Origin of the sequence: Burkholderia sp. Bp9031, assembly GCF_003857965.1 — a bacterium.
Classification (GTDB): domain Bacteria; phylum Pseudomonadota; class Gammaproteobacteria; order Burkholderiales; family Burkholderiaceae; genus Burkholderia; species Burkholderia ambifaria_A.
On record NZ_QTPW01000039.1, the window covers coordinates 40,067 to 57,133 of the forward strand.

The following is a 17,067-nucleotide window of genomic DNA, read 5'->3' on the forward strand; positions in this document are numbered from 1 at the left end:
ATGTTGCTCGATTTCGATCGCCTGGGCGCGCTGCGCTGGATCCTCGTGGCCGTGGGCGCGGCCGTTGCACTGTTCCTGCTGTTGCCGATCTTCTTCATCGTCGCGCTGTCGTTCGGCGATTCGCAGTGGCTCATCTTTCCGCCGCCGGGCTGGACGCTCGAATGGTACCGGCAGCTGTTCACCGATGCGGGCTGGATCGACTCGCTGCTGACCAGCGCGAAGCTGGCGGTGATCGTCACGGCGCTGTCCGTCGCGATCGGGTTCCTCGCGTCACTGGCGCTCGTGCGCGGCAGGTTTCGCGGCCGCGAGGCCGTGCGGGGCTTCTTCCTCACGCCGATGGTGCTGCCCGTCGTCGTGCTCGCCGTCGCGCTCTATGCATTCTTTTTGCGCATCGGCCTGAACGGCACGATGACCGGCTTCGTGATCGGCCACCTGATCATCGCGTTGCCGTTCTCGATCATTTCGATCAGCAACTCGCTCGTGAGCTTCGACACGGCGCTGGAAGATGCGGCGCTGATCTGCGGCGCGTCGCCGCTCACGGTGAAGCTGCGCGTCACGCTTCCCGCGATCCGGCTCGGCCTGTTCGCCGCGGCGATCTTCGCGTTCCTCGCGTCGTGGGACGAAGTCGTGGTGTCGATCTTCATGTCGAGCCCGACGCTGCAAACGCTGCCGGTGCGGATCTGGGCGACGCTGCGGCAGGACCTGACACCCGTCGTCGCGGCCGCGTCGTCGCTGCTCGTCGGACTGACGACCGTATTGATGCTGGCGGGCGCCGTCGTGCGCCGCGCACGCGCTAACTGAGGTAACACGCCATGACTGCATTCCTGCAAATCCAGCGCCTGCGCAAGACCTACGACGATGTCGTCGCGATCGACCAGGTGTCGCTCGACGTACGCAAGGGCGAATTCATGACCTTCCTCGGACCGTCGGGTTCGGGCAAGAGCACCACGCTCTATATCGTCGCGGGCTTTCAGGAGCCGACCGACGGCCGCGTGCTGCTCGACGGCAAGTCGCTGCTGTCGGTCGCGCCGAACCAGCGCAACATCGGGATGGTGTTTCAGCGCTATACGCTGTTCCCGCATCTCACCGTGGGCGAGAACGTCGCGTTCCCGCTGCGGGTGCGCCGCCGGCCAGAAGCCGAAATCCGCGCGAAGGTGGAGCAGATGCTGAAACTCGTGCATCTGTCCGAGTGCCGCGACCGAATGCCCGCGCAGCTCTCCGGCGGGCAGCAGCAGCGCGTCGCCATCGCGCGTGCGCTCGCCTACGATCCGCCGGTGCTGCTGATGGACGAGCCGCTCTCCGCGCTCGACAAGAAGCTGCGCGAGGAAATCCAGCTGGAGCTGCGCCGCATTCACCAGGAAACGGGTGTGACGATCCTGTACGTCACGCACGACCAGGAGGAGGCGCTGCGCCTGTCGGACCGCATCGCCGTGTTCAACCAGGGCCGCATCGAGCAGGTCGGCACCGGCGAGGAGCTCTATGCGAACCCGGCGTCGCGCTTCGTCGCGAGCTTCATCGGCAATTCGAATTTTCTGCCGGTCAAGGTGACGAAGCACGGCGATGGCCGCATGGGCGGCGTGTTTCCCAACGGCCTCGAGACGACGTCCGACATGTTCCATCCGACGCTTGCCGCCGGCGACGAAGGCGCGCTGATGATCCGCCCGGAACAGATGCGCATCAGCTCGCTGCAGCGCGCCAGCGGTTCGCATGGATCGAGCGGCACGGCAGGCCTGCCGGTGACCGTGCGCGACGTCACCTATCTCGGCGATGCGATGCACTACGCGGTGGCGACGCCGTGGCAGCAGGAAATCTCGATCCGCATGCCGGCCGCACACCGGCACGACAACGGCATCGTGATCGGTGCGCAGGCGCTCGTCGACTGGGACGCGCGCGACGTGCGCCTGTTCGCGCAAGCCTGACGGCGGCCGCCATGCGTCCCGCACTGCCGTCCCTGAAAGTCCAGCGGCCCACCGCCACGCTGCGCGAGCTCGCGCTCGAGAAAATGCGCAACGCGATCTTGGATGCGCACTTCCAGCCGGGCGAGCGGCTGGTCGAGCGCTCGCTATGCGAGATCCTGGGCGTGAGCCGAACCGTCGTGCGCGAGGTCCTGCGGCATCTGGAAACGGAAGGGCTGGTCGCGTCGATCCCGAACCAGGGGCCGATCGTCGCGATCCTTGATTTCGACACGGCGGCCGAGATCTACGAAATACGTGCGCTGCTGGAAGGCGAGGCGGCGATGGCCTGCGCGCAGCATGCCGACGAGCCGCTCGTCGCCGCTCTGGCCGCGTGCATCGACCAGATCCAGCAAGCGTTCGACGTACAGGATCATGCGGCGGTGAAGGCGCTCACGTCGGCATTCTATGAACGCATGTTCAGCGCCGGGGAAAAGCACGTCGCGTGGGAGATCGTGCAGACGCTGATCGCGCGGATCAATCGATTGCGTGCGCTGACGATCGCTTCCGACGATCGCGGCCACCAGGCGGTCGAGGAAATGCGCGAGATTCTCGCGGGCATCGCGACGGGCAACGGCGCGGCGGCGCGCGAGGCCGCCATCGCACACGTGCACCGGGTGGCGGAGATCGCGCGCAAGCTGCTGGCTCATGGCCACGAAAGTGCGTCGTGGCGTCAGGCGGGGTAGTGCGTCTTGCTTCGCGGCGGCGTTCTTGTCGACGCTGCTTGGCATTGCGAAATGAGAAGCAGGACGGCGAAGAGCGAGACGTGGACGCCTGCGCATTGCGGCTTCGCTGCCGGCCGCCATTTGAAATTTTCGGTATTCGCGGCCCGGGTTGTCACCGGGCCGCCTGATGCATTTTTATCCCGGAAGGAACGAACGTGGAATTGAAAACGCTGTTGAAGGATCCGGCGCTCCTGCGTCATCAGGCTTATATCGACGGGCAATGGTGCGAGGCCGACTCGGGCGGGCAATTGGACGTGCTCGACCCGGCGACGGGCGCAACGCTTGGCAGCGTTCCGCTGATGGGCGCGGCAGAGACGTCGCGCGCGATCGACGCCGCGAATGCGGCATGGCCGGCGTGGCGGGCAACGACGGCGAAGGAGCGCGCGCGTATCCTGCGCCGCTGGTACGCGCTCATGATCGAGCATGCCGACGATCTCGCGCTGATCCTCACGGCCGAGCAGGGCAAGCCGCTTGCCGAGGCGAAGGGAGAAATCGTCTACGGGGCCTCGTTCATCGAATGGTTCGCCGCAGAGGGCAAGCGCGTGGCCGGCGACACGCTCGCGACGCCCGCGTCGGACAAACGGCTCGTGGTCGTCAAGGAGCCCGTGGGCGTGTGCGCGGCGATCACGCCGTGGAATTTCCCGAACGCAATGATCACGCGCAAGGTCGGGCCGGCGCTCGCGGCCGGCTGCCCGATCGTCGTGAAGCCGGCCGAGGCGACGCCGTTCTCGGCGCTCGCGCTGGCGGTGCTTGCCGAGCGCGCCGGGGTGCCGAACGGCGTGCTCAACATCGTCACCGGCGACCCGAAGGCGATCGGCGGCGCGATGACGGGTAGCCCGATCGTGCGCAAGCTGTCGTTTACCGGTTCGACCGGCGTGGGGCGGCTGCTGATGGCGCAAAGCGCGCCCACCGTGAAGAAGGTGACGCTCGAACTCGGCGGGAACGCACCGTTCATCGTGTTCGACGATGCCGATCTCGATGCCGCCGTCGAAGGTGCGATTGCTTCGAAGTATCGCAACAACGGCCAGACCTGCGTGTGCACCAATCGTTTCTACGTGCACGACCGGGTGTACGACGCGTTCGCCGAGAAGCTGGTGGCGGCGGTGCAAGGCCTGAAGGTGGGACACGGCACCGAAGGCGGCGTGACGCTCGGGCCGCTGATCAACGATGCGGCGGTCGGCAAGGTCGAAGCGCATATCGCGGACGCCGTCGGCAAGGGTGCGACGCTCGCCACGGGCGGCAAGCGGCATGCGCTCGGGCACGGCTTCTTCGAGCCTACGGTGCTGCTGAATGCCACCGCGCAGATGGATGTGGCGAGAGAGGAGACGTTCGGGCCGCTCGCGCCGCTATTCCGCTTCTCGAGCGACGACGAGGTGGTGACACTCGCCAACGACACCGAGTTCGGGCTCGCCGCGTACTTCTACAGCCGCGACATCGGGCGTGTCTGGCGGGTGGCCGAGCAGCTCGAATACGGGATGGTCGGCATCAATACGGGCCTCATTTCGAACGAGGTCGCGCCGTTCGGCGGCGTGAAGCAGTCGGGGCTCGGCCGCGAAGGGTCGCACTACGGCATCGATGATTACCTCGTCATCAAGTACCTGTGCATGGCGGTTTGATCGTCGGTTCGTTCGCCTGAGAGGGGCCACGCCGGCATGATGGTCAAGCTGGCGCCGGGGCGCGGGCCGTACGGCGCGGGTACGGCGGTGCTGGTGGGCTACCGGCAGTCACGGAACGAAATCCGGGAGGCGCTGCGCGGGCACGATCCATCAGGTAGGAAGCGGAAGGATCGATCGTTGCAAGGACCATCGTTCTCCGAAGAATCGGGTGAGAGGACGGGGGCGCATGCCGACACTGCGACACTGCCCCCGCGGCCTGGAGAGGCGGTGTCGAGGGCCGTGATTTCCGTGCAATTTCCCGGCCGGATCGATATCGATCTACTTCACGTCCCGGGCCACGCGAAACCCGTTTGCCGAAAAACGGACGCTGCTGTCGTACTTGAAGCGTGTCGAGACCGGCATGTAGGCCGCACCATCCCGCCACGAGCCGCCGCGGATGACGCGCACCTGGCAGTTCGGCTCGTCCCACGAGCGGCCGTCGGCGGGCGCATTCTTGTACGAGCTGTGCCAGCAATCGCTGACCCATTCCCACACGCCGCCAGCCATGTCGTAGAAGCCGAGGGGATTGGCCGCGAACGAGCCGACGTTATCCGGCGCATCGGCATGCCAAGGTGAACCGCAGTCCTTGCAGTTTGCGTTGCCCGGCCGCATCTCGTTGCCCCACCAGTAGCGCGTTGCGGTGCCGCCACGCGCCGCGAATTCCCATTCAGCCTCGGTCGGCAGCCGGTAAGACTTGCCGCTTACTTTCGACAGCCACTTCACGTACAGCTGCGCATCGTCCCAACTCAGGTCGCGCGCAGGCGCGTTCGCGACCGTATTGCTGTCGCTGGGCAGGCGCGGACAGGCGCCCGCGTCGCGGCACGCGTTCCATTGCGCGACAGTCACCACATACTTCGCAAGCGCGAAAGAATGATCGAGCGTCACGCGATGCGACGGTTTTTCCGACGGATCGCCCGAATTGCTGCCCATTGCGAATGTCCCTGGACTCACCGTCAGCATGGCCGGGCATGCAGCGCAATCCCGGATTTCATTGGCGGCCGTCGCGCCACCTTTCTGCGGGGGGGCCGGCGGGGCCGCCACTGCAGCGGGAGGCGGTGCTTTCGGCGGTGAGCCAGGCGCGTGCGCAGGCTGCGCTGAGGTCGATGCGCGCGGCGCAGGAGCCGGCGCCGGAACGGGAGCCGGCGTGGGGCTCGCCGTCTGTGCGGGCGCGGACGCGGCAGGGGCCTTGGGCGCGGCCGCGCGCAATCGTGCGAGACGGGCCTGCGCCAATTGCGCGAAGCGCCCGTTCGGGTAGGTCTTCAGATAGGCCTCGTAATCGCCCGCCTCCTTGCTGTCCTTGATCGATTCCCAGAACGTAATTTCGTACTGTTCGGTGCTGTCCTTCGGCATCACGCCCCGGCTATCGAGCGCTACGACGCCGATGTCGGCCAACACCTCGGATCGTTGCTCCATGCCGCCGGCATGCACCGCGCCGGTTCCCGCACGACGCGCCCCGGTGAGCGCAAACGTCGCTGCCGCATCGGAAAGGGAAGACGCGACCCAGGGAATCTGCCGATGCCCGGTGGCGCTGTCGACCATCGCGCCGGCACGGTCGAAGATCTGGGCGATGTCGAGCCCCGGCGACGCGAGCGTCTGCAGCAGCGCCGCCGTGTAGACACCATGCGTTGCACCGTCGGCCGCGCCTTCGCCAGGCGCTGCCGCGTAGGCGACGAGCGTATGCGGCGGTGGCTTGCGGGCCGCCACGCTGCCGGCACCGGGGGGCGCGATCAGGCAGGAATCCAGAATGATCAGATCAATGCGGTCGCCGTGCGGCCGCGACGTCGCATCGAACACGGTTTGCAGGTCGATACCCGTTCGCGACAGGCGGGCCGGAGAACCGACGTCGGCATCGACCGGCGCGAGCCATGTCGTTCCGCCCACGCTGGCGCCGTGGCCCGCAAAATACACCAGCCCGGTGCCGCTCGCCGCGATGTGGCGCTCGAACGCGGCAAGCCCGTCGAGCATTTGCTGCCGGGTCGCATTGCGCAACGTGATGACGTCGAAGCCGAGCGCCTGGAGCGCATCGCCCATCGCATCGGCGTCACGGACGGGATTGGCGAGCGGATGGTCGCGATAGGCGCCGTTGCCGATCACGAGCGCGACGCGAGGCGGCTCGATCGACCCGGCGCGCGTGGAAGCTGCCGGCGGTGCTGCAGAAGGATGCATGTCCTCGCCGGAGCAGGTGCTCGATGCCACCGAGATCGACGCAAGCAGGCATGCGGGCAAGAGTATTCGCCACATATTCAGCCCCCCAGGGTGCGCCGTCGGACGAGGTGCCGAAGGCGGAGCGCAGCCGTTGCCGGGTGTCCGGTCGCGGCGAGCGCAATGCCGGCTTGCGGCGGGCACGGCCAGGACACATTCAAGATAGCACGTGCGCTCGGCGGCGATCACCGGATCCACCCGCGGGTTTTGCAAAAAACAGACATACGCGTACACGCATCGAGGTGGGCCCGTCACCGTTCGACATCGTTATGTGTGTTCCTGTCGATTACGACCTAAGCTGATAGACACGCTCCACTGTCCGACGCCGCGCGCCACCACCAACGCGAGGAGCAATACGATGCGAAGAAGGGCTACGTTGTTGGCTTTGGCCGCCACCGTCCTGGTGCCGAGGATCGCGTTCGCCGGCGGGCGTACGCCTTCGCCGCCCGGCGCCGAGGCATACATCATCTGGCCGTCGGACGGTGCAACGATCACCGGCGGCAAGTTCTGGGTGCGCATGGGCTTGCGCAACATGGGCATCTGCCCGAAAGGCATCGAGCGGCCCAACGTGGGCCATCATCATCTGCTCATCGATACCGATCTCCCGCCGCTGGACCAGCCGATACCGTCGGACCGGAATCACTTCCATTTCGGCGCCGGTGAAACCGAGGCGCGCATCGAGCTTCCACCCGGCAAGCACACGCTGCAGCTGCTGATGGGGGACCACGACCACGTGCCGCACGATCCGCCGGTGTACTCGAAGAAGATCACGATCACGGTGAAGTAGCGCGCCATGCCGCGCCTGCCGCACGAACCGGGAATTGCCGCCATGAACAAGCTCATTCTCTTCGCCGTTGCCGTGACGCTGCTATGGACGGGGGCGGCGACCGCAGAGACCAGCACGCATCCCCCGAAGGCCATCGTCTACATCGGCTGGCCCAACGACGGCCAGGTGCTGCCGGCCGGACGGCCGTTCCGGGTGTGGTTCGGCTTGCGCGACATGGGTGTCGCGCCGTCGCATGTGCAGTTTCCGAACACGGGCCACCATCACCTGCTGGTCGATACAGACCTGCCGCCGATGGACCAGCCGATTCCGTCCGACCGGAATCACCTGCATTTCGGCGCGGGCGAGACCGAAACCACGCTGGAGCTTCCTCCGGGCAAGCACACGCTGCAGCTCTTGATGGGCGACGCCAATCACGTGCCGCAAAATCCCCCGATCTACTCGAAGAAAATCACGATCTACGTGAAGTGATGTCGCGCGCCGATCCACGCTCGCGTGGCCTGCGCGCGCTCGCGCGTGCGCGCGAGCTTCGGGCGCGAACGTTGTCGCTCATCGCGCGACTGCGGGTGTCTGTGCATTCCCGACATCCCGAGCCGTAACTGTCGGCGACGACCCATCACGCATCCGTGATCCGTGCGCTGCGCACACGTCGCTCCACCCTCCGTCTTCGCCCCCCGGACCCGCGTCGGCAAGCCATCCGGCAAGATTTCCACCGATCCCGCGAGCGGCTGGCACGCCCCATGCAATATGAGACGCGAGCGTGCCACGCTGCAACACGAACACCAACACATCCACCCGATCCCGCATCGTCGCCGCGTTCATCCGAAGGAGTCGATCGTGAACACCCACCCGTCGCCGACTGCCTCGCGCAACTGCCGCGGTCTCCTGCGTTCGCTGGCCCGCGTCGCCGGATCCGCCGGAACATGCGCGGCGTTGCTGTCCGGCTGCATGGACCTGAACATGCCCGTCTACCAACGCCCGGAGATGCCGGCAAAGACCACGTGGGCGCACGCGCACGGGCCTGTATCGGCGTCGGACACGGTCAATTCCGAATGGTGGAAGAGCTTCGACGATCCCTATCTCGACGCGCTCATCGACAAGGCCATCGCAGGCAACGTCGATATCAAGGTGCTGGCGGCTCGCATTGGCGTGGCCGGCGCGCAGGTCGGCGAAGTCCAGGCGGGCGCGCTGCCGAGCGCGGACCTCGGCGCGGGCATGGACTTCGAGAAGAACACGCATCAATCGCCGTCGAGGACCTACAACCTCGGCAGCCAGGTGAACTGGGAAATCGACATCTGGGGCAAGGTCGAGAAGGGCGTGCAGGCGCAGAAGGCCGAATATCACGCGACCGAGGCCGACTGGCGCGCGGGCTACCTGACGCTCGTCGCCGACGTGTCGAGCACCTATTTCGAAATCCTTCAGTTCGACGACCAGATCGAACAGGAGCAGCGCACGCTCGACAAGAACCGGCAGATCCTCGCGATCTACCAGTCGATGTTCGCGAACGGCGTCGCGCCGCAGACGGAAGTGCTGCGGCAGAGCGCGGAGATCAACGGGCTGGCGAACCAGCTGATCGAGCTGCACCGTTCGCGCGACACGGCCGAGAACGCGCTCGCGACGCTGCTGGGCGTGCCGGCCGGCGAATTCAGGATGCCCGCCGGCCATCTCCGGCAGCGCGTCAAGCTGCCGGACGTGCCGATGGGGCTGCCCGCGCAACTGCTCGCGCGCCGGCCGGATGTCGTCGCCGCGCAGTATCGCGTGCTCGAATCGTATGACGAAGTGGGCGCGGCGAAACTGGCGCAACTGCCGTCGATCAGCCTGACGGGGCGTGGCGGCACCGCGGCGTTTGCGCTGTCGGATCTCTTCAAGGCATTCACGTTCAGCTTCCTGCCGAGCATCAACCTGCCGATGTTCGACCCGGGCGTGCGCGCGCACATCAAGACGACCGACGCGCAGACGAAGGTCGCCGAGCAGCAGTACCGGCAGACCGTGTTCACCGCGTTCAAGGAAGTGGAAAACGCGCTCGTCGATCTCGACGCGCACAAGCAGCAGCGCGTGCAGCTTCAGCAGCAGAGCGCGCGTCTGCGCACCGTCGCCGCCCAGGTCGAGGCGCAGCTCAAGGAAGGGCTCGTCTCGCAGCTCGAGGTGCTCGAATCGGAACGCGCGGTGGCATCCGCCGAACTCGCGCTGCTCGCGAATCATCAGCAGATTCTGAGCGACACGGTCACGCTCTACAAGGCGATCGGCGGCGGCTGGCGCGCGGTCGAAATCTCGAATGCAAGCAGCGAGCCGGTCCGGCAAGCGATGCAATGAACACGCCAGCTTTGCGCCACCGCGCGATCGGTGCCAGCCGATTGACTACCGCCATCCGTCGCCTAAACTTTTTTCACGATCGTGCCGCCACGTGCCTTGGCGGCGCGGCTTCACACGGGTGGTTCGAAAGCGCGTCGCGTTTTCTGCGCCGCATGCCCATTGGCGGGCGCATGTCGATCGTTGGGCGAATCATGGTTCCAGACGTCGCTTCGATTGCCGAGAAACAGGCCGCGCTCGACCGGCAGTTCGACATCGTGCTCAAGCCGGTTTCCCATCCTGAACTGAGCGAGATCCGGATCGACAAGGCGCTGTTCGCCGTCGGGCGGACCAACACGCCGTTCGCGTCCGCGCCCCCCGAGCGGGTGGCCGACCTGTCCCGCCGGCATGCGCGCATTTTCTTCGAAGGTGGCGCGGCCTATGTCGCCGATCTCGGCAGCAAGAACGGTACGGCCGTCAACGGAGTCGATGTCGGCGACAAGCCGCACCTGCTGCGCGACGGCGACGAACTGCGATTCGCCGGCGCGCTGGCGTATCGCGTCGCGTTCGTGCCGCGCGCGACGCATCAACCGGCGCGGCCGGCCGTCGTCACGCTGGCGCCGGAGCGCGGCGATCTCGGCCTGCAACCGGTCATCATTACCGCCTTCCCGTTCCTCGTCAGCAAGACCGACGACACGTTCGCCTGCTACCGGAGCGCGTATCCGCATCAGGTCAACTATCTGTCGCGACGTCATGCGCACATCTACGTGCAGGACGGCGAGGTCTTCGTGGAAGACCTCGGCAGCACGAACGGCACGTTCGTCGACGGCCGGCGCCTCGACGAGCATGCGGCGCCGCTCGGCGACGGCGCGATGCTCGCGTTCGGCGGCGATCATTTCGTCTATCGCGTCGCGGTGCAGCGAGAGCCGGGGCCGGACTCCACCGTGACGGCCACGTCGTCGGCCGGAGCCGCGGCGAATGCGGCCGCCGCGGACCCCGACCGGACGACCTTCGTCGATACCGCGCATTCGTTCCTCGACATCTTCTGCACGGTTCCGGCCGTTCAGCAGGACGACGAGATCAACCCGCATGCCGCGCATGGCGCCGTCGAAACCGCGCATGACGCGCGCCGCCGGCGTGGCAGGATCGAAGTCTTCCTGTCGGAGCTGAGCGAGGCGTTCGGCGGCAGCGGGCACGTCAACCTGCACCGGCTCGGCTGGTGGAGCGGCGGGCTGCTCGCGGCGCTCGTCCTGCTGCTCGCGACGCTGTATTTCCAGGACGCGCCGCTGCGCGAGATGCACGCGCTGCTCGCGCGCGGCGACACCGCGCAGGCCGCGCAGCTCGCCGATCGCCATCTCGCGAGCCATCCGGATGACCCGGCGTTCCTCGCGCTGGGTACCGAGGCACTCGTTCGGTCGAAAGTACCGGACTGGATCGCCGCCATGAACGCGCGCGCCTTCGATCGCGCCCGTGCCGTCGTGCAGGACATGCGCACGCTGGCCCGTCATAACGCCGACGCACGGCCGCTCATCGACGAAGTGGCGTGGATCGGCGAGCTGCAGGCGTTCGTTGCCGGTCGCGGCGGGGCGGACGCGCCGATCCGCATCTACCGCGACGAAGCGCCGATCAAGGCATTGACCGGCCGCTGGAACGACGACCCGGGTGCGCATCAGCGGCTGCTCGACCGGATTTCGTCATACGTTCCCGCGTTCGGCGCGCTGTATTCCGACGCACTCAGTCAGTTGCGCCGGCTGCAGAGCGACAACTCCGTCTATGTGGCCGCGCTCGAGCGGCTGCAGCGCGCGATCGCGTCGGCGCTCGACGAAGACCGGCTCGACGGTCTTCCGGCGCTGCTCGCCGATACGGAGCAGCGCTATCCGCGCCTCGGCGGCCTCGACGCCGTACGGTCCGATCTGCAGCAGTACCTGCAGTTCGAAAGCGACGCGCGGGCAGGGCACGGACCGGCCGTACTGGATCGCCTCAAGCAGTTCCGCTTCGCGACGCCGCAATTCGCGGCACATGTCGCGACGCTGGAACGGCTTGCTTCGTCGGGAGGGCACGGTGAAGCTCGACAGTCTCCTTAAGCGCGCGCGGCAGGCAACGCCGCCTGAGCCGCCGCGCTCGCTGGGCGAGGCGCTGGAGGATCACAGCGTCGAAGGCATAGCGATCCTGACGGCGCGGCCATGGCGGCTCACGCAGGCGACCATCATCGCGATGGTCGGGCTCGTCGTGTGCGCGCTGCTGTGGTCGTTCGTCGGCCGCGCCGACGTGATCGTGACCGCGCAGGGTGCGCTCGCGCCGGAGTCCGAGGTGCGCCGCATTTACGCGCCCGTCGACGGCGAGCTGGTGGACATCTATATCGCCGAAGGCCAGCCGGTCGAAAAGAACGACGTGATCGGCCGGATCAACGCGCGCGGCGCGATCGAGGCGGCGACCAACGCGCTCGATGCGCGCCTCAAGCTCGACGACGCGGAGCGCGAATGGAAGCAGTTTCCGGACAAGAAGCAGCTGATGGAGCGCAAGGCCGACGCACTGAAGCAACAGATCGAGGTCGAAGAGCACCTGCACCAGAACCGCATTGCCGAAGGCACCAGCAAGCTCGCGCAATCGCAGCGTGCGCAGATCGACGAAGCGCGCAGCAATATCGACAACGCTCGTCACGCGCTCGATCTCGCGAAGGACGAACAGGACAAGTACGCGCGCCTGTTCGCGCTGCCGGGCGGCGGCGGCGTGTCGCAGAGCCAGGTGGAACAGAAGCGCAGTGTCTACCTGCAGGCCCAGGACAGCTACCGCGTCGCGCAGGCGCGGCTCACGCAGCTCGAGGCGCAGCAGAGCCACGATTTCGCGCAGGCGAAGGCGCAACTCGAAGGCAGCGGCGAGACGCTGGCCGGGCTGCGCATCCAGTACGACGCGACCGTGCGCGACATCGCGAACACCGAAGAGAAGCTGCGTCTGCAGGTGCAGACGGCGCGTCTCGCGGCGGATGCCGCCGCGCGGATCCGCTTCGAGAACATCGACAAGGACAATTTTCTGCTCGTGCTGGCGCCCGTCTCCGGCGTGATCACCGATGTGACCACGACGCAGCCCGGCGACAAGATTCTCGCCAACACGCCGCTCGGCAGCATCGCGCCGTCCGATGCGCGGCCGGTGGTGAAGGTCGCGATCGCGGAGCAGGACCGCGCCTTTCTTCATGAAGGCTTGCCCGTGAAGCTCAAGTTCAATGCGTTTCCGTATCAGCGCTACGGCGTGATCGACGGCACGCTCGAATACATCTCGCCGGCGACGAAGCCGCAGGCGCAGACCAAGGAACCCGTCTACGAGGGCCGCGTGGCGCTGGTGCGCAACGCGTACACGATTGCCGGCACGAAATACCCGCTGCGCTATGGGATGACGGCCACGGCGGAAATCGTCGTGCGCGAGCGCCGCGTGATCGGGTTCGCGCTGGACCCGTTCAGGCAGATCGCGGGCTGATGGGGACTGCCACGGCGCTGGGGCGCGCAGGCAAGCGGTAATGTGAGGCATCGGCGGCGAATCAGGGCGATCGCCGCTGACAGGGATCAAGGGGAACGAGATGACGGCAATAGTGCGTATCGACGACGAGGTGATCGGCACCGACGATTTCATCCGCGTGCTGAAGCTCACCGGGCAATTCGAGGGCCTCGTCGAACAGCAGGTTCGCGACCGGCTGACGGTGATCGCGGCGAGGAAGATGGGCATGCAGGTGACGCCGGAGGAGATCCAGGAGCGTGCCGACCAGTTTCGCCGCGTGCACGGCCTGCACCGCGCCGCGGACATGAACCGCTACCTGGACGTGTTCGGCGTCAGTCTCGACGAGTTCGAGCGATTCATCACCGACACGCTGTACCAGGAAAAGACGCTCGACAAGGTGTGCAGCGATGCGGCCATCGAAGCGTACTTCAAGCTCAATTCGCCGAAATTCGACAGCATCGAGGTCAGCCACATCGTGCTGGATGCGGAAGGCAAGGCACGCGAAATGATGGCGATCCTGGAGGACGACCCGAGCTGCTTCGGCGACATGGCGCGCGAGCATTCGATCGCCGACACGAGCGAGCGGGGCGGCGTGATCGGCAAGGTGCTGCGCGGCTCGCTGAAGACGGATATCGAGGCCAAGGTGTTCAACGCGCGCGTGGGCGACCTGCTCGGCCCGTTCGCGGCGCCCGACGGCTCGTTCTTCGAAATCTTCTCGGTGACCGCGAAACACCCGGCCGCGCTCGACGCCGACGTCGCGTCGGAGGTGCGCCGCCTGCTGCGCGAGGAGTGGCTCGCCGAGCGCGCGCAGGAACACATCATCGAGGCACGTTGATCACGGAGAATCGCATCGATGGACGCACAAGCCCCCGCCCCGGCCAGCACCCCGTCGCTCGCGGAGTTTCTCGCGTCGGTGGAGCCGCTGTCGCTCTTCTCGCACGACGAACTCGACCGCATGGCCGCCCATGCGCAGGTGCGCACCTACGCGTTCGGCGACACCGTCTGCAATCGCGGTGAACCGGCCGAGGGCCTGTACGTGCTGCGATTCGGGTCCGTGCGCCTGATCGCCGACGAGCGCGGCAAGGAAACCAGCGTCGGCGTGCGCAAGGAACGCGAGGTGTTCGGTGAAATGGCGATGCTGCGCGACTACTGGCACGAGGTGTCGGTGCGCGCATCGACGAGGACCGAGGTGCTGTGCATCCCGCGCAGCGCGATCGAGCCGATCCTGCGCGACAATCCCGCCGCGCAGTCGTTCGTGACGAGCTATGTCGCGATCAGCTCGGCGGGCGGTTTCGTGACGCGGCTGTTCGACCTGCGCGGCAAGCTGACGCGCGCCGAACTCGAGGAATACGTGTCGAGCGTCGGCGTGAAGCGCGTGGCGGCCGGCAAGGAGATCGTCCGGCAGGGGCCGGGCGGCGATCTCCGGCTGTATGTCGTGCGCCAGGGCGAGGTGAGCGTCTCGTGCCACGAGGACGGCAACGACTATCCGCTCGCGACGCTCGGCGCAGGCGAGATCTTCGGCGAGCGCGCGTGCCTGCTGCGGCAGGAGCAGGCGGCGACCGTCACCGCCGTCACCGATACGCGCCTGCTCGTCATTCCGGAAAAGACCGTGCACTTCATGCTCGAGCGCAACCCGAAGTTGCGCGAGGTGCTCGAGGAGCGCATCCGCTTCGGCGATCAGGAACTGAAGCGGCAGAAGAAGCTTGCCGAACGGCGCCGCCACCCGCTGCAGATCGATATCGGCGCCGACGCCGCGTTCGGCGAGCGCATGATCAAGCGTTTCGTGCTGGTCGAGCAGGCGGAGGAAATGGATTGCGGGGCGGCGTGCCTCGCGATGATCTGTCGTCACTACGGCGTCGCGATGACGCTCGGCAAGCTGCGCGATCTCGCGAACGTGACGACGCAGGGCGCGACGCTCGACAGTCTCGCGCGCACCGGCGAGGCGGTCGGCTTCGCGACGCGCGGCGTGCAGTGCACGTACGAGGCGCTGCTCGGGTTCGAGCTGCCGTTCATCGTGCACTGGGAGGGATACCACTACGTCGTCGTGTACGGCGTGTCGAAGTCGTGGGTGCGGATCGCCGATCCGGCGCTCGGCTTCAGGAAGCTGAGCGTCGAGGCGTTCGAGCGCGGCTGGAGCGGCACGTGCCTGCTGTTTACCGCGAACGGGCCGGCCGCGGCGTCGGCCGAGTCACGTTCGCCATGGGTGCGCTTCATCGGCTATCTGCGCCCTTACCGGAAGATCCTCGCGCATCTGTTCCTGGCGACGTTCGTGATCCAGGTGCTGGGCGTCATACCGCCGCTCATCATCCAGAGCATCCTCGATGGGGTCGTCGTGCACCAGAACGTCAGCCTGCTGCACCTGTTGATTGCCGGGCTCGTCATCTCGCACGTGTTTACCCAGTTGATGACCACGATCCGCGCGCATCTTTCCAACTTCATGGTGCGCAGTCTCGACTTCGCGATGATGTCGCAGTTCTATAAACACACGATGTCGCTGCCATATTCGTTTTTCGCGCGCCGCAAGAGCGGGGACGTGTTCGCCCGCTTCCAGGAAAACCAGACGATCCGCGCGTTCCTGACGGAGTCCACCGTTACCACCGCGCTCAATCTCCTGATGATATTCATCTACTTCACGATCATGTTTCTATACAACGTGAAGATGACGCTGGTGCTGATCGCCTTCGTGATCCCGATCATGGCGCTCACGGCGCTCGCGACCCCCAAGTTGAAAGGCTATGCGCGCGAGGTGTTTGCCGCGTCCACCGATGCGAAGTCGCTGCTGATGGAGACGCTCGGCGGTGTCGAAACCGTGAAGGGCATGGGCATCGAGCGGTCGGTACGGCTGAAGTGGGAGCGCAAGTATGCGAAGGCGCTCGACGTCCAGTACCGTGCGCAGGCATTCAATATCCTGGTGGCGCTGTGCAGCCAGCTGCTCAATGCGGCGACCACCATCGTGATCCTGTGGGTCGGTGCGAACCTCGTGCTCGCGCATGAGCTCAGCATCGGGCAGCTGATCGCCTTCAATGCGTTCATGGGCAGCGTGCTGGCGCCGCTGATGGGACTCGTCGGCATGTGGAGCCTGATGAACGACGCGGCGGTGGCGATGGAGCGGCTCGGCGACGTCCTCGACATCGAGCCCGAGCAGCAGCCGTCCGAGCTGGCCTCACGCGTGCTGCTGCCCGACCTGCAGGGCGACATCAGCTTCGACGGCGTGTATTTCCGCTATGGCGGCAACGAAACGCCTTACGTGCTCGAGAACATCAACTGCACGATCAAGCGCGGCGAGATGGTGGCCATCGTCGGGCGCAGCGGTTCCGGGAAAACCACGCTGGCGAAGCTGCTCGTGGGATTCTATGCGCCCACGGACGGCAAGATCGCGGTCGACGGGTACGACATGAGCGCGATCGACAAGGCTTGCTACCGTGCGCAGATCGGTTACGTGATGCAGTCCAACCTGGTCTTTTCCGGATCGATTGCCGAGAACATCGCCTGCGGCGACACGAGCCCCGACTGGCGCCGCATGGAGGAGGTCGCACGGATGGCCGACGCGCATGCCTTCATCAGCAAATTGCCGCTCGGCTACGAGCAGGTGGTGGGCGAGCGCGGCGTGGGCCTGTCGGGCGGCCAGATCCAGCGGCTCTGCATCGCGCGCGCGCTGTATCACGACCCGCGCCTGCTCGTGTTCGACGAGGCGACCTCGTCGCTCGACACGCAGTCGGAGAGCAACATTCTCGCGAACATGCACGAAATCCTGCAAGGGCGCACGGCGGTGATCATCGCGCACCGGCTCAGCACCATCATGCGGGCCGACAAGATCCTCGTCCTGTACGAAGGCGCGATCGTCGAACAGGGCTCGCACGACGAGCTGGTCGCGCGCCAGGGCATGTATTACCAGCTCGTGCAGAAACAGCTGGGTGCCGCATGAAACTCTTCGACCCGCACGGATTCGGCAACTCCGCGATCTCGTATGC

General features: G+C 66.4%; 12 protein-coding genes and 1 pseudogene. 11 read left to right on the plus strand and 2 right to left on the minus strand.

Going from position 1 to position 17,067, the window contains the following annotated elements; genetic code table 11:
- From DIE15_RS32505 to DIE15_RS32520, 4 genes are all read left to right on the plus strand, one after another.
- On the plus strand, positions 1-801 hold the full coding sequence (locus DIE15_RS32505) for an ABC transporter permease (protein ID WP_057927329.1): 801 nt from the start codon (positions 1-3) through the stop codon (positions 799-801).
- 11 nt (positions 802-812) lie between these two features.
- Positions 813-1,919, plus strand: a complete 1,107-nt coding sequence (locus DIE15_RS32510) for an ABC transporter ATP-binding protein (protein WP_057927328.1) — start codon at positions 813-815, stop codon at positions 1,917-1,919.
- 11 nt (positions 1,920-1,930) lie between these two features.
- The gene (locus DIE15_RS32515; RefSeq protein WP_124835443.1) at positions 1,931-2,638 is read left to right on the plus strand and encodes a GntR family transcriptional regulator; all 708 of its coding nucleotides are present in this window, start codon (positions 1,931-1,933) and stop codon (positions 2,636-2,638) included.
- 194 nt (positions 2,639-2,832) lie between these two features.
- Positions 2,833-4,293 carry an NAD-dependent succinate-semialdehyde dehydrogenase gene (locus DIE15_RS32520; protein WP_124835444.1) on the plus strand — a complete coding sequence of 487 codons (1,461 nt, stop codon included), beginning with the start codon at positions 2,833-2,835 and terminating at the stop codon, positions 4,291-4,293.
- Positions 4,294-4,611: 318 nt separating this feature from the next.
- Here DIE15_RS32520 and DIE15_RS38230 read toward each other — a convergent pair whose 3' ends face one another.
- Together DIE15_RS38230 and DIE15_RS38235 are read right to left on the minus strand one after the other, a co-directional pair.
- Entirely contained in the window at positions 4,612-5,871 is a 1,260-nt protein-coding gene (locus DIE15_RS38230) for a formylglycine-generating enzyme family protein (RefSeq protein ID WP_409364325.1), read from the minus strand.
- Positions 5,872-6,573, minus strand: a pseudogene (locus DIE15_RS38235) (caspase domain-containing protein); the annotation flags it as partial.
- 373 nt (positions 6,574-6,946) lie between these two features.
- On the opposite strand from DIE15_RS38235, the gene DIE15_RS32530 reads away from it, so the two are divergent.
- The 7 genes from DIE15_RS32530 (at position 6,947) to DIE15_RS32560 (ending at position 17,021) form a co-directional block, all read left to right on the plus strand.
- Complete coding sequence (locus DIE15_RS32530) at positions 6,947-7,321, plus strand: DUF4399 domain-containing protein (RefSeq protein WP_260428404.1); 375 nt, start codon at positions 6,947-6,949, stop codon at positions 7,319-7,321.
- Between the two features lie 42 nt (positions 7,322-7,363).
- Positions 7,364-7,789: a DUF4399 domain-containing protein gene (locus tag DIE15_RS32535; RefSeq protein ID WP_057927431.1), complete on the plus strand. Its 426-nt coding sequence runs from the start codon at positions 7,364-7,366 to the stop codon at positions 7,787-7,789.
- 276 nt (positions 7,790-8,065) lie between these two features.
- Positions 8,066-9,631 carry an efflux transporter outer membrane subunit gene (locus DIE15_RS32540; protein ID WP_409364324.1) on the plus strand — a complete coding sequence of 522 codons (1,566 nt, stop codon included), beginning with the start codon at positions 8,066-8,068 and terminating at the stop codon, positions 9,629-9,631.
- A gap of 191 nt (positions 9,632-9,822) precedes the next feature.
- On the plus strand, positions 9,823-11,691 hold the full coding sequence (locus DIE15_RS32545; protein WP_124835445.1) for an FHA domain-containing protein: 1,869 nt from the start codon (positions 9,823-9,825) through the stop codon (positions 11,689-11,691).
- Positions 11,669-13,078, plus strand: a complete 1,410-nt coding sequence (locus DIE15_RS32550; protein ID WP_057927322.1) for an HlyD family efflux transporter periplasmic adaptor subunit — start codon at positions 11,669-11,671, stop codon at positions 13,076-13,078. The genes DIE15_RS32545 and DIE15_RS32550 overlap by 23 nt, the downstream gene beginning before the upstream one ends.
- Before the next feature lie 100 nt (positions 13,079-13,178).
- Positions 13,179-13,931 carry a peptidylprolyl isomerase gene (locus DIE15_RS32555; protein WP_057927321.1) on the plus strand — a complete coding sequence of 251 codons (753 nt, stop codon included), beginning with the start codon at positions 13,179-13,181 and terminating at the stop codon, positions 13,929-13,931.
- An 18-nt stretch (positions 13,932-13,949) separates the two neighbouring features.
- Entirely contained in the window at positions 13,950-17,021 is a 3,072-nt protein-coding gene (locus DIE15_RS32560) for a peptidase domain-containing ABC transporter (RefSeq protein ID WP_124835446.1), read from the plus strand.
- The last annotated feature ends 46 nt before the right edge of the window (positions 17,022-17,067 follow it).

Excerpts from the sequence above, each read along its gene's own strand:
- DIE15_RS32560 (WP_124835446.1), top strand. The coding sequence starts at position 13,950 with ATGGACGCACAAGCCCCCGCCCCGGCCAGCACCCCGTCGCTCGCGGAG.
- DIE15_RS32510 (WP_057927328.1), top strand. The coding sequence starts at position 813 with ATGACTGCATTCCTGCAAATCCAGCGCCTGCGCAAGACCTACGACGAT.
- DIE15_RS32515 (WP_124835443.1), top strand. The coding sequence starts at position 1,931 with ATGCGTCCCGCACTGCCGTCCCTGAAAGTCCAGCGGCCCACCGCCACG.
- DIE15_RS32540 (WP_409364324.1), top strand. The coding sequence starts at position 8,066 with ATGAGACGCGAGCGTGCCACGCTGCAACACGAACACCAACACATCCAC.
- DIE15_RS32545 (WP_124835445.1), top strand. The coding sequence starts at position 9,823 with ATGGTTCCAGACGTCGCTTCGATTGCCGAGAAACAGGCCGCGCTCGAC.
- DIE15_RS32505 (WP_057927329.1), top strand. The coding sequence starts at position 1 with ATGTTGCTCGATTTCGATCGCCTGGGCGCGCTGCGCTGGATCCTCGTG.
- DIE15_RS32535 (WP_057927431.1), top strand. The coding sequence starts at position 7,364 with ATGAACAAGCTCATTCTCTTCGCCGTTGCCGTGACGCTGCTATGGACG.
- DIE15_RS38230 (WP_409364325.1), bottom strand. The coding sequence starts at position 5,871 with ATGGTCGACAGCGCCACCGGGCATCGGCAGATTCCCTGGGTCGCGTCT.
- DIE15_RS32555 (WP_057927321.1), top strand. The coding sequence starts at position 13,179 with ATGACGGCAATAGTGCGTATCGACGACGAGGTGATCGGCACCGACGAT.